This is a genomic window from Streptomyces poriticola (genome assembly GCF_036689765.1).
Lineage (GTDB): Bacteria > Actinomycetota > Actinomycetes > Streptomycetales > Streptomycetaceae > Streptomyces > Streptomyces poriticola.
In genome coordinates, this window is the sequence record NZ_JBAGKH010000042.1 from 29,042 (window position 1) to 41,626 (window position 12,585).

The window sequence follows — 12,585 nt, forward strand, 5'->3', positions numbered from 1 at the left end:
GCGGGCAGTACGCCGGCCGGGGCGGTCACCACCACCCCGACGCCTTCCGGGCCGCCTTGGCGCGGGCGGCCTCGGTCACCAGCCGCTGCCGCTCGCCGTGCAGCGCGGACAGTTCCGCAGTCAGCCGCGTCTCGGCGGCCGTGCCGGTGGAGTCCATCCGCTGCTCGGCGCGGTCCGTGCTGCGACCGCGCACCACCCGGTACGAGCCGCCGACCAGGGCGCGGGTCATCGCCCTGCGCTCACGGCCGTTCAGCGGCCACCACTCACCCCGCCGCACGGCTTCGAGCTTCTTCTCCGTCGCCCGGATCGCACGGTCCAGACGGCGCAGGTCGGAGTTGCCCATCAGGTACTCCCTTCCAGCCCCTGCGGGCCAGCGGTGTTGGCGGAGTCAGCGCACAGCACGCACATGCCGAGCGACGTCGGCAGGCAGTAGCTGTAGGTGATCTGGCATTTGGGGCAGGTACGGCGGGCGAGCATCGCCAAAGCGAGCGCGCCCCACTTGCGTGAGGTCATCGGCCGCACGGGCTTGGCGTGGTCGAGCCGGTACAGGTAGGCCACCCGCACCCCGCCCACGGCTTTCCGGCCGGCCCGCATCACCTGCGCCGCGATCGGCTGTCCCCCGGGGCGCAGGCCGCGGGCCCGTAACTGCCCACGCGTGGCAAGGCCGTCGGGGGCGTAGCGCCAGGGGTAGGTGGGGATGCCGTAGCGGGCGCCGGCCGGGTCGAAGCACTTGCCGAACGCCGCCGACATCAGACCGCCACCCGCTTCCACGCGGCCCGCAACCGGACCTCGGAGGCGGCATGGCCGGCGGCGCGGAAGCGGGCCGCCATGTCCCGGTAGGACAGCGGCGGTGCCTGGCTGTGCCGGATCTCGTCGACCAGCACATCCAGCGCGTCATCGGTCAGCGCCGGGCCCGTCTCCAGCGCACGGCCGGAAACCGGCTCGGTCGGGCCCCACACCGGCAGCTCCCAGCGGGGTGTGACGCCGGGCGTGACCCGGTGCGTCACGCTGGTCAGCGCCCTGCCGGTGTCCTCACCCTCGCGGGCCGCCTCCAGCGTCGACCACGCCGCGGAGAGGGTCTGTGCGGTCTTGGCCTGGACGCGTGCGACGCGGGCACCGGCCTCGGTCACGGCCGTCAGCCGGGTCTCCTCCGTGGCCGCCTCGGCCCGCAGCCGGGCCCGCGCCACCGCCGCCTCGTCCCGCGCCTCCTGCTGGATACCCCGGATCGCCCCCAGCGCGTTCGCCGTGAGCGCGGTGCGCTCCCACAGCCCGTGCACCAGCCACAGCGCCTTTGCGGCGACGGGCAGCCAGGCGACGGCCAGCCACGCGGCAGCACCGTCACCGACGCTCGCCGCGTGCGCGACCAGGACCCCGGTCGCGACCAGGCCGAAAGCCCAGCCGACACCGGTCACCGTGCGGTTGTGGTCGCCCTGCGCGGCGAGACGCCGTTCGTAGGCGAGGGTGGCCAGCCAGCCACCGTCGATACCGACACCGACCACCAGCGCAACCGGCCACGGCACCGCCGCCCCCAGCCACATCACCACCACAGCCAGCGTGAGGACCATGGACACCGCCGTCATCGCAACAGCGGGCAGAACCGTCCTGGCCCTCATGCCGCACCGCCCGCCGCCGTGGTCGTGGTGGCGGTCGGCGGGGTGTCCGCGTAGGCGGTCAGGGCGGTGCTCACACCGCCGTAGGAGCCTTCCGCGCGCAGAACGCGGGTGGTGCCGTTGCCCTGGACCCGGAAGGTGACCGCGTCCGTGGCGAGGCCGAGCGCCTCGCGCCACACCTCGAACACCGCGAAGGTGTCACCCGACAGGTCCACGTCGTGCAAGGACAGCTCCAGCCGCTGCGGGCCGAGGGGCGACAGATGCACGAACGGGGCAGGCAGGTCCGCGCACTCGGCCGCGAGCATGCGCAGCGCCCGCAGACCCGCGGTCATCTCCGCCAGGGTGATGGCGTCCGTCATGCCGCACCCCCCGGAAGGCTCGCGCCGCCGGCGGTGCGGTTGGCCAGCTCCCGGCGCTCGGCCAGCACCCGGGCCAGGGCCCGGCGGACACGCCGCGCGTCCAGCTCGCACGGCACCCGGTCCAGGGCAGTGATCTGCGCGTCGACCAGGTCGACGTCCGCCAGGACGACGGGCATCTCCTGCTCGATCGCCTCCAGCTCCGCGTCCGTCGGCTCCAGCCACTCCGCGAACGCGGTAACAGCTTCCTGAACAGTGACGATGTGATTCATGGGTCGTGGTTCTCCCTCGCAGGTGAAACGGCCCGAACAGCGCCCCCGGAGTTGCAGCTCCGGGGGCGCGCGCCGTTGCGGTGAACCCCGCTCGTACGGGGTGGGTGATGGCGGTCTCAGCGGCGGCGGTCGACCTCATGGATCGGCACGTTCCTGCCGTAGCCGTCACGCAGGCGGACCAGCGTGAAGCAGCCACCGCCCACATCCGTGATCACGTGCCGCTCACCCTCGTAGTCGACGTACCTGCCGACCTGATCGGCCTTGTAGTGCTTGGGATTGGTGATCCTGCGCATGACCTCTCCTCTCGACTCCCCGCGCCCCCTCCCGTACGCCCTCACGCCATGCGCGAAGCGGACGGGAAGGAGAGGCAGCCGACCGCGGCATCAACACCGCGGGACCAGGGGCGTGGCCTCCTGCCGCGCGATCCGTCTTTTCGACTCGGGGAGACGGGACCCACCTATGCAGTTCTCAAAGAGCTGGCGCTTCCTTCAAGCCCGTTTCACGGAGCCCTCAGGGCGTTGCACTGCACACCGTGATGCCGGGACCAGCCCGAAATCTGGTGCGCACCAGTAGAGTGCATCTGGTGCGCACCAGTGTCAAGGTGGTTCGCGGATTCGAACGGCAATCGAACCGCCGCGGTGCACTTCCAGAAGACCTCTGGAAGTAGGGCCGCCGGTAGCCAACAGGGCTTAACATCCGTCCTGTTAACCCCTGTTGACCTGCGGCGATGTGCGCCATGCTGGCAAGGTGGTGGGAGGGGAGCCAACACCAGGAGGTGGCCCGTGAGTGCGGGACTTCGAAGCGCGCGAACGGCGCGCGGATGGTCGCAGGAGCGGCTGATCCGGGAGATTGAGCAGTTCGCCCTGCGGAACCTCACGGACGTTGCATCAACCGCGAGTTTGCGGGTGTACGTGTCCGAGTGGGAGAACGGCAAACGCACCATCTCCGACCGGTACGCGCGTGTCCTGCGGCAGCTCCTCGGAGTCACCGACGGGGAGCTGCGGGACGCCGCACCAGCACCGGCGGCACCCTTCGCAGACGGCTACGACGACCTGCTGAGCCGGATCGACTCGGCCAGCAGCGTCAGTGAGTCCATGGTGAAGACGTTCAACGACCAGACCGAGCTACTGCGCACCATGGACCGGCAGAGGGGTGCAGCGGCTCTGGTCGACCAGATGAGTGGACACCTTGCAGCCCTGGAAGATGCCCTCAACTTCGCAGTACTGCCCGCTACGCGTCGACCCGTGGCGCTCGCACTCGCCGGTGCGTCAACTCTCGCGGCGTGGCAGGCAATCGACTCGGGAGCTGTTGAGCGGGCGTGGCGGCACTACGAACTCGCCAAGCGAGCAGCGCGCGACGCTGAAGAGCCTATGTATCTAGCGCATGCGATGGGTGAGCAGGCCTACGTGCTCTGTGAGGCGGGGCGGCCGGCGCTCGCTGTTGACCTGGTGCGCGATGCTCAGCGCACCGTCGGGCAATCTGGTTCCGCGAGGCTTCGGGCGTGGCTCTACGCCGCGGAAGCTGAGATGTGCGCTCATGCCGGGATGCCGGACGACGCAAGGCGTGCACTGGATGCGGCCATGGCTGTCATCCCGCCGGGCCCCGAGGATCGGGACCCGGACATGTTGAGCATCTTCCTGAACGGTGCCCATCTCGCCAGGTGGCACGGGAACGTGCTCGCCCTGCTTGGGGAGGATTCAGCGGTCACCAGCCTTTACAGCGCGCTGGAAGTGATGGACCCGACCTTTGTGCGCGCGCGGAGCGGCCTCCACACCGACCTGGCCCAAGCGCACCTCACGCGAGCCGAGTACGACGACGCCAGTACGCACCTGCGACAGGCTCGCCTGCTGGCGAGCCGGACCAGTTCAGTGCGGCAGCGCCGTCGCGTCGACCTGCTCACTGCGCGGTTGTGAGTCCCTGAGTGCGTCGAGCCGCCAGAATGTGGAGCAGCGCGACCAGGGTGCCTGAGCCCAGCAGCTCACCCCGGGCCATGAGCCCGGGGATGTCCGCCAGAGGTACCCACTCGATGTGGCCGGCCTCTTCCAGGTCGGTCGGCTCACCGACCTTCTCAGCGCCGTGCCCCACGAAGATCTCGTGCGGTGAGTCGACCATGCCGACCATGGGCTGATAGCTCACGACGTGTTCCAGCGACTTGGGCCGCCACCCCGTCTCTTCGACGGTCTCCCGCAGCGCCGTGTCCGCCGGGTCTTCCCCTTGGTCGACGATGCCGCCCGGGAGCTCCCAGCCGAATTGCTTCGGGACGAAGCGGTAACGCCACATCATCAGAACGCGGTCCTGATCATCAATGACAGCAGTGACCGCTACGTGGTGAAGCCTCACGACGTGGTGCTCGAACCGCTTCACTCCCGGCGGTTCCACATCCCAGAGCTGGAGTTTGACCCATCGGTTGTCGTACACGTCGCGCTCGCCATGGATGCGCCAGGGCTCCACCCCTTCGGGCCGCTCAACGCTCACCGCGCCCGGTACCCGGTACGAACTCCGTCCGCGGACCTCCAACAGTCCCTCTGAGACGAGACGGGCGAGTACCTGCCGTAGGGCCGTCCGGCCGATGCCGAGTTCTTCCACAAGCGTGCGTTCCGAGGGGAACTTGTCGCCAGGGGCGTACTCGCCTGCCGCGAGTCGCGCGCGAAGCGTCTCGTAGACCTTGGTCGTCTTCGGTCCCATCCGCGGAGCACTCTCCGTTCTGACGTGGTGCGTACCAGCGTAGCGGGGATGGGTCACGCTTCCTCCGGTCGTCGGATGGCCTACGGGGCACGTGTGGGGCAGTGGAGCCTCCAAGGGGAGATAGCCACAGGTCACGGCGTGATCGTCGCGCAGACTGTAAATCTGCCGGCTCAGCCTTCCCAGGTTCGAATCCTGGCGCCGCCACACGGAGCAAAGAGCCCGTGATCTGCTATTCAGCAGGTCACGGGCTCTTCATCGTGCGGCCGTGAAGCCGGTCCGCCGACACGGTCCGTCTTGCCTTCGTCCTCTCGTTCCCGGACTGCGTGACGGGGGCGCGGACCCCCCCGCCCTCAGGGCGTTCCGGTCCGGTCCGGGGCGCCGTGTCTCGCCTGGGCCTCAACTCGGCCGACGACACGGGGGCACGGGGACACGAGGACACGGCGACACACCGGCAACACGACGACCGACCGGCTCGGCTCGGGCGAGGATCTGCTCAGTTTCCGGCGATCGACTTCACCGCCACCGACACCGGTGCCGAGCCGCCGATCAGTTCCAGCGTCAGGCCCGCCGTCGCGGGGGTGTCGACCAGCTCGGCCAGGACCGCGGCCACGTCGTCGCGGGGGATCGGACCGCGGCCCGTGTGCGCCTCCAGACGGACCAGGCCGGTGCCCGCGTCGTTGGTCAGCTGACCGGGCCGCAGGACCGTCCAGTCCAGCGCGTCCAGCGTCCGCACATGCGCATCGGCCTCACCCTTGGCGCGCAGGTAGACGTCGAAGACCTCGTCCCCCTCGCGCCGGGGATCCGCCCCCATGGACGACACGATCACGAAGCGCCCTACACCCGCCCGAACCGCGGCGTCCGCGAAGAGGACCGCCGCCGCCTTGTCGACGGTGTCCTTGCGGGCCGTCCCGCTACCGGGACCCGCGCCCGCCGCGAAGACCGCCGCGTCCGCGCCCCGCAGCCGTTCGGCGACCTCCTCGACCGAGGCCGACTCCAGGTCCAGGACGACCGGTTCGGCACCGGCTGCCCGCAGGTCGTCCGCCTGCTCGGGCTTGCGGATGATGCCCGCGACCTCGTCTCCGCGCGCGGCGAGCAGCCGCTCCAGCCGCAGCGCGATCTGACCATGACCACCAGCGATGACAATGCGCATGCCTTCGACCGTACGCCCGGACGGCGGTGTGCGCCGCACGAGTTCGGCGTGTCCGGGCAGGAAACGGCCACCAGAGCCCGCCGGTCCGTATCGTGCAGCCAGTTCGTACGCCTGGCCGTCCACCCGGTCTTCGGTTCTGCTACCGGCCTCGGGGCATCGCCGTCCGTCGCGGCGGCCGCTGTTCCGCTCCGCGCCGCCTGTCCGCCTGCCCGGCCCCGGTACTGCGGTCGCCCTCAGGGCACCTCGCCCCGTCCCTGTCGCGGCAGCCCCGGTTCCGCGCTGTCTGCTGCCTCCGCGTCCCCGTACTCCCGCACCGCGCTCGTCCGGGCCACCACGCGCCCCCGGTGCACCACGATCCGGCTGTACGCGAGGGACAGCGCCCCGGCCAGCCGGTCCCCGCGGACCGCAAGCAGCTCGGCCGGGAATCCCGCCTCCACGCGTACCTCCGGCAGGCCGAGCGTCGCCCGCGCCGAGGTGCTCACGGCGTCGTAGGCCTCGTCCGGACGCAGTGCATGGCGCGAGGCCAGCAGATAGGCCGCCTCCAACGGATCACCGCGCCCCACCGGGTTGGACACGTCCCGCAGTGCGCCGCTTCCCGCCGCGACCCGCACCCCGGCGGCTCGCAGCAGTCGTACCGGCGCGGTGTCGGCGCGGCCCGCGACGGTCCCGCAGCCGCCCTGCGGCAGGCACACCACTGCCACGCCGGACGCCGCCAGCTGGTCCGCCGCCCGGGAGGCCACCTCGGCGGGCAGCCGGCCCAGCCCGCCGCAGGGCCCCAGTGTCACTCCCGGGCGCAGCCCGCCCGCCATTGCCGCCAGCCGGGCCAGCCGTGCCGGCTCCGCGGCGTCCGTGTGCAGGTCCACGGGGCAGCCGTGCTCGGACGCGAGCTCCAGGACCGCCTCCACGTACCCGGTCGGATCGGGGTCCAGATCCGGACACCCGCCCACCACGCCCGCGCCCATCTTGACGGCGTCCCGCAGTATCGCCAGCCCGTCGGCCCCGGCCACCCCCGTCAGCACCCTCGGCATCGCCACCGGGGTCAGCTCGGCCAGCCCGCGCAGCGCCCGCCGCGCCTGCAGCACGGCGGTGAGCGCGCCCAGGCCCGGCACGTCCCCCACCCGCACATGCGCGCGCAGCGCGGTCGCACCGTGTCCGAGGTGCAGCAGCGCCGCCTCCGTGGCCCGGCGCTGGACGTCCCACGGGTCGTGCGAGACCGGTCCGTCGCCGTGGCCGTCGCCGTCGGCGGTCAGTGCCGTGTCGGCGTGTGCGTGGGGCTCGGCCGGGGCGGGCAGCAGCAGATAGCCCCTGAGGTCGACGCGGACGCCGGTGCCGGGCACGCCGGCGACGGTGAGGCTGCCCGCGGTGCCGACCGCCTCGATGCGCCCGCCCTGCAGCCGTACGTCCACGGTCCGGCCGTCGGTGAGCCGGGCCCCGGACAGCAGCAGCGAGCTCCGGTCGGCCGGACCCGACGGGGAGGACGAGTGGGGTGGCTGCGGCTGGCTGTCGGGCATCGCGCTCCTCTGGGCTCGGGGCTGCGCCGTGGGGGAGAAGGAGGACGCAAGATCACGCAGAGTGAGTCGAGCCTAGGGCGGTGACCAGCCGGGAGCGCGCAGGAGCGCAATAGTCGTACCGGTGTGGTGCGCGGTCCCATGCCCCCGGCCCTGGTCCACACCTCGGGACGTAGGGCGGTGCGGAGGAAGGCTGGTAGTACGGCCGAGGCGCCTGGGGCGGCCCGGCGACCAGGCTGTCGGCCCGCGGTGCCGGGGCCAGGGAGGAGCCGGTCAAACGGATTTGGGTGAACGGCGGCCGAGCGTGTAATGTCTTCATCGCTCGCCCCAATAGCTCAGTCGGCAGAGCGTCTCCATGGTAAGGAGAAGGTCAACGGTTCGATTCCGTTTTGGGGCTCTGGTGAGAGAGGCTCCCGTCGCGAGGCGGGATCTGCTCACACCGCAGCGGTGTAGCTCAGTCGGTAGAGCAAGCGGCTCATAATCGCTGTGTCACCGGTTCAAGTCCGGTCACCGCTACTGTCAGTAGCCGATTGCGGGGTCGGTCCTTCGATCGGCTACTCTTCTTGCGTTATATCAGTCAATCCGTTCGTCAAGGAGCACTCACGTGGCTGCCACCGACGTCCGCCCGAAGATCACGCTGGCCTGCGTGGAGTGCAAGGAGCGGAACTACATCACCAAGAAGAACCGGCGTAACAACCCGGACCGTCTTGAGATGAAGAAGCACTGCCCGCGTTGCAACGCGCACACTGCGCACCGCGAAACGCGATAAATCAGGCTCGTTCGTGAGGCCGTCCCCGAATAATGGGGGCGGCCTCACGTCGTTTCGTCAGCAGCAGGCAGCAGGCAGCAGGCAGCAGGCAGCAGGCAGCAGGCAGCAGGCAGCAGGCAGCAGGCAGCAGGCAGCAGCAGAGATCAGCAGGAGGTAGCGAGCCCATGGCGCTCGACCAGTCCTTCGTGGGGCAGGCGTACCCGCCCACCGCGCCCTACGAAGTGGGCCGCGAGAAGATCCGTGAATTCGCGGAGGCGGTGGGGGACGCCAACCCTGCCTACACGGACCCGGAAGCCGCCAAGGCGCTCGGACACCCGGATGTGATCGCTCCGCCGACCTTCGTCTTCGCGATCACCTTCCAGGCTGCCGGTCAGGTGATCGAGGACCCTCAGCTCGGCCTGGACTACAGCCGGGTGGTGCACGGCGACCAGAAGTTCGCCTACGTCCGCCCGGTGCGCGCCGGTGACCGCCTCACGGTCACCTCGACGATCGAGTCGATCAAGTCGCTGGCCGGAAACGACGTCCTGGACATCCGCGGCGAGGTCCACGACGAGGCCGGCGAGCATGTCGTGACCGCCTGGACCAAGCTGGTGGCCCGCGCGGCCGAGGAGGCGTGAGCATTCCGATGACGGCGAAGATCTCCTATTCCGATGTCGAGGTCGGCACCGAACTGCCCGCCCAGGCCTTTCCGGTGACCCGCGCCACCCTCGTCCGGTACGCGGGTGCATCCGGCGACTTCAATCCGATCCACTGGAACGAGAGGTTCGCCAAGCAGGTCGGCCTCCCGGACGTCATCGCGCACGGCATGTTCACCATGGCCGAGGCGATCCGCGTGGTGACCGACTGGACCGGCGACCCCGCCTCGGTCGTCGAGTACGGCGTCCGCTTCACCAGGCCCGTCGTAGTGCCGGACGACGATCAGGGAGCCGTGATCGAGGTCAGCGGAAAGGTCGCGGCCAAGCTCGACGACGACCTGGTCCGCGTCGACCTGACCGCGACCAGCGCCGGGCAGAAGGTCCTCGGGATGTCCCGGGCGGTCGTGCGGCTCGGCTGAAGAGCCGGTACCTGAACGTCGGTAAGGGGCGTCCTCCACTGGAGGGCGCCCCTTACGCACACTGGAGTGCGACGGAGTGCGACGTCAGCGCCTTCTCTGCGCTACCTCCTGCCCGCCCTTGCTAAGTTAGTGATTGAGTACTAACTTCGTTGCCGTGGTCAGGATGAGCGCAGAGGAGAGGCGTGAGAGCGTCATCCGCGCGGCGATGAGCGAGTTCGCCCGGGGCGGCTACTACGGCACGTCCACGGAGGCGATCGCCAAGCGGGTCGGGGTCTCCCAGCCGTACCTCTTCCGGCTCTTCCCGGGAAAGAAGGCGCTGTTCCTCGCGGTGGCGGAGCGCTGTCTGCAGGACATGCGCCGGCACTTCGAGGAGGCGTCGGAGGGGCTGAGCGGGGAAGAGGCGCTGAAGGCGATGGCGGAGTCCTACGCCCGCCTCATCACCGAACACCCTGAGCGTCTGCAGTTGCAGCTGCACATCTATGTCACGGTCGCGGCGGCCGAGTCGGCGGGCGACCACGAGTTCGGCGAGATGGTGCGCCGGGGCTGGATGGAGCTCTGGGACACCGTGCACATCCCTCTCGGCGGTGACGTCGAGGAGACGACGAGTTTCATGGCGTACGGCATGCTCATCAACGCCCTGGCCGGTATGGGGTTCCCGCGGGGGCACCGGGTCTGGGAGGGGCTCAACGTCTCGGCCCGGATCATGCAGGACGATGCCCGGTCCGTCGGCGCCCCGCAGGACGCCGAAGGCGCCTAGCCGGAGAGGCCGGCGCGCCGTGCGTGCCGCTGGCATGCCGGTGCCGGTCCCGGTCCCGCTGCTGGTCCCGTGTCGTGTGCTCCGGACGGGGGGACGGCTTCCTGCGATCCGGTTTCCGTCGCCCATGAAGTTAGTCATCAATCACTAATCAAGATCGACGATCACTCACTGGGGGAGAGATGTCAGCACAGCCCGCTCATCGCGGGGGAGCTCTATGGGCCCTCGCCATCACCAGCGTCGCCGGTTTCATGGCGGCCCTGGACAACCTCGTCGTCGTGACCGCGCTGCCCTCCATCCGTGAGGATCTCGGCGGAGCGCTGCACGACCTCGAGTGGACCGTGAGCGCCTACACCCTCACCTTCGCGGTCCTGCTGATGTTCGGCGCGGCCCTGGGCGACCGCTTCGGCCGCCGACGGCTCTTCCTGGCCGGCATCACGATCTTCACCGTCGCCTCCGCCGCCGCGGCCATGGCACCCGGCATCGACGCACTGATCGCCGCCCGCGCGGTCCAGGGGGTCGGCGCGGCGATCATGATGCCGCTGACGCTGACCCTGCTGACGGCCGCCGTGCCCGCCGAACGGCGCGGGATGGCGTTCGGGATCTGGGGCGCCGTCAACGGGCTCGCCGTGGCCTCCGGGCCGCTGGTCGGCGGCAGCCTCACCGAGTACATCTCCTGGCAGTGGATCTTCTGGCTGAACGTACCGCTCGGCCTCGCCCTGCTGCCGCTGGCCCGGCTCCGCCTCGCCGAGTCGTACGGCACCGGCGCCCCGCTGGACCTCCCCGGCACGCTGCTCGCCAGCGGTGGACTCTTCGGCGTCGTCTACGGACTGGTCCGCGGGCCGGTCGACGGCTGGACCGGGACCCCGGTACTGACAGCCCTGTTCGCCGGGGGAGCGCTGCTCGTCGGCTTCGTCCTCTACAGCACCCGTGCCGCCAACCCCATGCTCCCGATGCGGCTGTTCCGCTCCCGGGCCTTCTCCGGCATCAACGCGGCGAGCCTGCTGATGTTCCTCGGCATGTTCGGGTCGATCTTCCTGCTCAGCCAGTACATGCAGGGCGTGCTCGGCTACTCGCCGACCGAGGCGGGGCTGCGCATGCTCCCGTGGACCGGCATGCCCATGCTCATCGCGCCGGTCGCCGGCATCCTCTCCGACCGGATCGGCGGCCGGCCGGTGGTCGCCACCGGCCTGTTCCTCCAGGCGGCGGGCCTGGGCTATCTCGCCTCCGTGGTCACGGCCGACGCCTCCTACGGCAGCCAGCTGCCGGGGCTGATCATCAGCGGCATCGGCATGGCCCTGTTCTTCGCTCCGGCCTCGGCCCTGGTGATGTCCAGCGTCATACCCCGGGAGCAGGGCATCGCCTCCGGCGCCAACAACGCGCTGCGCGAGGTCGGCGGCGCGCTCGGCATCGCCGTCATGGCGTCGATCTTCGCGGCGCAGGGCGGGTACGAGTCCGGGCAGGCGTTCGTCGACGGGCTGCGTCCGGCCGTCGCAGTGGGCGCGGCCATGGTCGCCCTGGCGGGAATCGCGGCGCTGCTGATCCCGGCCAGTGCCCGCGGGCCGCAGAGACTGGGGGTGACCGAGCCCACATCCCCGCCCGCCGCCACCAGGTTCACGGCCACCAGGTCCAAGGCCACCGAGTCCACGACCATCGAGTCCACGACCACCGGGTCAACGACTGCCAGGTCCACGACCGGCACGCCCGACGCGCAGTCCGCGGGGAGCGCCGGAACCGGAGCCCGCTGACCCGGATCCGACCCGCAGCGGCGTACCCGCGTCGCCGACGTACCTGCGTAAACCGGCGGGCACCCGCCCCGCTGAAAGGAGCCCGACATGCCCACCCTGCCCTGGACCGTGCCCCACCAGGCCCCACCCGCCACCGAGGTGCACGTCTTCGCCTCCCGCTTCGAGACCCGCACCCTCTGGGGAGCGCTGAAGTTCCTGCTCCGCACTCCCGGCGTGTGGCGGCAGGTCGGCCACGCTCCCGGTGCGTACGGGGCCACGCTGAAGGCGGAGCCGTTCAAACGGACGTTCTGGACGCTGTCCGCTTGGGAGTCGCCCGAGGCGCTCGGGGACTTCGCCCGCTCGGGCCCCCACGCGCCCACGTCCCGGGGGCTGGCGCCGCAGATGCTGGACGCCAGGTTCACCACCTGGGCGTCGTCCAGCGACGACCTCCCGGTGAGCTGGGCGGAGGCGCAGCGGCGCCTGAAATGACCCCGCGCGCGAGGCGTGGGGCGCAACGTCCTCGACCCGCTCCAGGACGAGGCGAGTGACTTCGCGTGCGCGAGGCGTGGGGATCTGGGCAAACTCGTCGACGCCGTCCGCACGAAGTGACCCCACGCGCGCGAGATGCGGGAAATCGCGGCGGGGGGCCCCCCCCCCCCCCCCCGGGCCCCCCCCCCGGGCGGGGGGGGGGGGGGGGCGG

16 protein-coding genes and 3 tRNA genes are annotated in these 12,585 nt (G+C 70.8%); 10 read left to right on the forward strand and 9 right to left on the reverse strand.

Annotation, left to right across the window (positions count from 1 at the left end):
• Window positions 1–25 precede the first annotated feature (25 nt).
• The 6 genes from V5O46_RS29505 to V5O46_RS29530 form a co-directional block, all read right to left on the reverse strand.
• The gene (locus tag V5O46_RS29505; RefSeq protein ID WP_332887784.1) at window positions 26–343 is read right to left on the reverse strand and encodes a hypothetical protein; all 318 of its coding nucleotides are present in this window, start codon (window positions 341–343) and stop codon (window positions 26–28) included.
• Window positions 343–750, reverse strand: coding sequence for an RRQRL motif-containing zinc-binding protein (locus tag V5O46_RS29510; protein WP_332887785.1), 408 nt, complete (start codon window positions 748–750; stop codon window positions 343–345). The genes V5O46_RS29505 and V5O46_RS29510 overlap by 1 nt, the downstream gene beginning before the upstream one ends.
• A complete protein-coding gene (locus V5O46_RS29515) occupies window positions 750–1,613 on the reverse strand; it encodes a protein spdB (protein WP_332887786.1) in 864 nt (287 codons plus the stop codon). The genes V5O46_RS29510 and V5O46_RS29515 overlap by 1 nt, the downstream gene beginning before the upstream one ends.
• Complete coding sequence (locus V5O46_RS29520; RefSeq protein ID WP_332887787.1) at window positions 1,610–1,969, reverse strand: hypothetical protein; 360 nt, start codon at window positions 1,967–1,969, stop codon at window positions 1,610–1,612. Before V5O46_RS29520 ends, V5O46_RS29515 begins: the two co-directional genes overlap by 4 nt.
• Complete coding sequence (locus tag V5O46_RS29525; RefSeq protein WP_332887788.1) at window positions 1,966–2,238, reverse strand: DUF6284 family protein; 273 nt, start codon at window positions 2,236–2,238, stop codon at window positions 1,966–1,968. The genes V5O46_RS29520 and V5O46_RS29525 overlap by 4 nt, the downstream gene beginning before the upstream one ends.
• Window positions 2,239–2,354: 116 nt before the next feature.
• Window positions 2,355–2,531: a hypothetical protein gene (locus tag V5O46_RS29530; protein WP_332887789.1), complete on the reverse strand. Its 177-nt coding sequence runs from the start codon at window positions 2,529–2,531 to the stop codon at window positions 2,355–2,357.
• 612 nt (window positions 2,532–3,143) lie between these two features.
• Between V5O46_RS29530 and V5O46_RS29535 the strand changes: the two genes are divergently transcribed.
• The gene (locus V5O46_RS29535) at window positions 3,144–4,151 is read left to right on the forward strand and encodes an XRE family transcriptional regulator (RefSeq protein WP_332887800.1); all 1,008 of its coding nucleotides are present in this window, start codon (window positions 3,144–3,146) and stop codon (window positions 4,149–4,151) included.
• On the opposite strand, the gene V5O46_RS29540 is transcribed toward V5O46_RS29535, so the two are convergent.
• Window positions 4,135–4,923, reverse strand: coding sequence for an NUDIX domain-containing protein (locus tag V5O46_RS29540; RefSeq protein WP_332887790.1), 789 nt, complete (start codon window positions 4,921–4,923; stop codon window positions 4,135–4,137). The genes V5O46_RS29535 and V5O46_RS29540 overlap by 17 nt on opposite strands.
• 114 nt (window positions 4,924–5,037) lie before the next feature.
• Between V5O46_RS29540 and V5O46_RS29545 the strand changes: the two genes are divergently transcribed.
• Window positions 5,038–5,127: transfer RNA gene (locus V5O46_RS29545), tRNA-Tyr, on the forward strand.
• 289 nt (window positions 5,128–5,416) lie between these two features.
• Here V5O46_RS29545 and V5O46_RS29550 read toward each other — a convergent pair.
• Entirely contained in the window at window positions 5,417–6,073 is a 657-nt protein-coding gene (locus V5O46_RS29550) for an NAD(P)H-binding protein (RefSeq protein ID WP_332887791.1), read from the reverse strand.
• A gap of 233 nt (window positions 6,074–6,306) precedes the next feature.
• Window positions 6,307–7,584, reverse strand: a complete 1,278-nt coding sequence (locus tag V5O46_RS29555; RefSeq protein WP_332887792.1) for an amidohydrolase family protein — start codon at window positions 7,582–7,584, stop codon at window positions 6,307–6,309.
• A 321-nt stretch (window positions 7,585–7,905) separates the two neighbouring features.
• Here V5O46_RS29555 and V5O46_RS29560 point away from each other — a divergent pair.
• From V5O46_RS29560 to V5O46_RS29595, 8 genes are all read left to right on the forward strand, one after another.
• A tRNA-Thr gene (locus tag V5O46_RS29560) sits at window positions 7,906–7,978 on the forward strand.
• 46 nt (window positions 7,979–8,024) lie between these two features.
• Window positions 8,025–8,097 (forward strand) — tRNA-Met (locus V5O46_RS29565).
• Between the two features lie 88 nt (window positions 8,098–8,185).
• Entirely contained in the window at window positions 8,186–8,350 is a 165-nt protein-coding gene (rpmG, locus tag V5O46_RS29570; RefSeq protein ID WP_003948671.1) for a 50S ribosomal protein L33, read from the forward strand.
• A 164-nt stretch (window positions 8,351–8,514) separates the two neighbouring features.
• Window positions 8,515–8,967 carry a MaoC family dehydratase N-terminal domain-containing protein gene (locus V5O46_RS29575; protein ID WP_332887793.1) on the forward strand — a complete coding sequence of 151 codons (453 nt, stop codon included), beginning with the start codon at window positions 8,515–8,517 and terminating at the stop codon, window positions 8,965–8,967.
• Window positions 8,968–8,975: 8 nt separating this feature from the next.
• The gene (locus tag V5O46_RS29580) at window positions 8,976–9,404 is read left to right on the forward strand and encodes a MaoC family dehydratase (RefSeq protein WP_332887801.1); all 429 of its coding nucleotides are present in this window, start codon (window positions 8,976–8,978) and stop codon (window positions 9,402–9,404) included.
• Between the two features lie 154 nt (window positions 9,405–9,558).
• The gene (locus tag V5O46_RS29585; RefSeq protein WP_332887794.1) at window positions 9,559–10,161 is read left to right on the forward strand and encodes a TetR/AcrR family transcriptional regulator; all 603 of its coding nucleotides are present in this window, start codon (window positions 9,559–9,561) and stop codon (window positions 10,159–10,161) included.
• A 179-nt stretch (window positions 10,162–10,340) separates the two neighbouring features.
• Window positions 10,341–11,906 carry an MFS transporter gene (locus tag V5O46_RS29590; protein WP_332887795.1) on the forward strand — a complete coding sequence of 522 codons (1,566 nt, stop codon included), beginning with the start codon at window positions 10,341–10,343 and terminating at the stop codon, window positions 11,904–11,906.
• Window positions 11,907–11,993: 87 nt separating this feature from the next.
• Window positions 11,994–12,374, forward strand: a complete 381-nt coding sequence (locus V5O46_RS29595) for a DUF3291 domain-containing protein (protein ID WP_332887796.1) — start codon at window positions 11,994–11,996, stop codon at window positions 12,372–12,374.
• Window positions 12,375–12,585 lie beyond the last annotated feature (211 nt).

What these genes read in the sequence shown, in the direction of transcription:
- V5O46_RS29575 (WP_332887793.1), top strand. Translation starts at nt 8,515, where the DNA reads ATGGCGCTCGACCAGTCCTTCGTGGGGCAGGCGTACCCGCCCACCGCG.
- V5O46_RS29505 (WP_332887784.1), bottom strand. Translation starts at nt 343, where the DNA reads ATGGGCAACTCCGACCTGCGCCGTCTGGACCGTGCGATCCGGGCGACG.
- V5O46_RS29580 (WP_332887801.1), top strand. Translation starts at nt 8,976, where the DNA reads ATGACGGCGAAGATCTCCTATTCCGATGTCGAGGTCGGCACCGAACTG.
- V5O46_RS29540 (WP_332887790.1), bottom strand. Translation starts at nt 4,923, where the DNA reads ATGGGACCGAAGACGACCAAGGTCTACGAGACGCTTCGCGCGCGACTC.
- V5O46_RS29515 (WP_332887786.1), bottom strand. Translation starts at nt 1,613, where the DNA reads ATGAGGGCCAGGACGGTTCTGCCCGCTGTTGCGATGACGGCGGTGTCC.
- V5O46_RS29550 (WP_332887791.1), bottom strand. Translation starts at nt 6,073, where the DNA reads ATGCGCATTGTCATCGCTGGTGGTCATGGTCAGATCGCGCTGCGGCTG.
- V5O46_RS29595 (WP_332887796.1), top strand. Translation starts at nt 11,994, where the DNA reads ATGCCCACCCTGCCCTGGACCGTGCCCCACCAGGCCCCACCCGCCACC.
- V5O46_RS29525 (WP_332887788.1), bottom strand. Translation starts at nt 2,238, where the DNA reads ATGAATCACATCGTCACTGTTCAGGAAGCTGTTACCGCGTTCGCGGAG.
- V5O46_RS29590 (WP_332887795.1), top strand. Translation starts at nt 10,341, where the DNA reads ATGTCAGCACAGCCCGCTCATCGCGGGGGAGCTCTATGGGCCCTCGCC.
- V5O46_RS29530 (WP_332887789.1), bottom strand. Translation starts at nt 2,531, where the DNA reads ATGCGCAGGATCACCAATCCCAAGCACTACAAGGCCGATCAGGTCGGC.
- V5O46_RS29520 (WP_332887787.1), bottom strand. Translation starts at nt 1,969, where the DNA reads ATGACGGACGCCATCACCCTGGCGGAGATGACCGCGGGTCTGCGGGCG.
- V5O46_RS29510 (WP_332887785.1), bottom strand. Translation starts at nt 750, where the DNA reads ATGTCGGCGGCGTTCGGCAAGTGCTTCGACCCGGCCGGCGCCCGCTAC.
- V5O46_RS29555 (WP_332887792.1), bottom strand. Translation starts at nt 7,584, where the DNA reads ATGCCCGACAGCCAGCCGCAGCCACCCCACTCGTCCTCCCCGTCGGGT.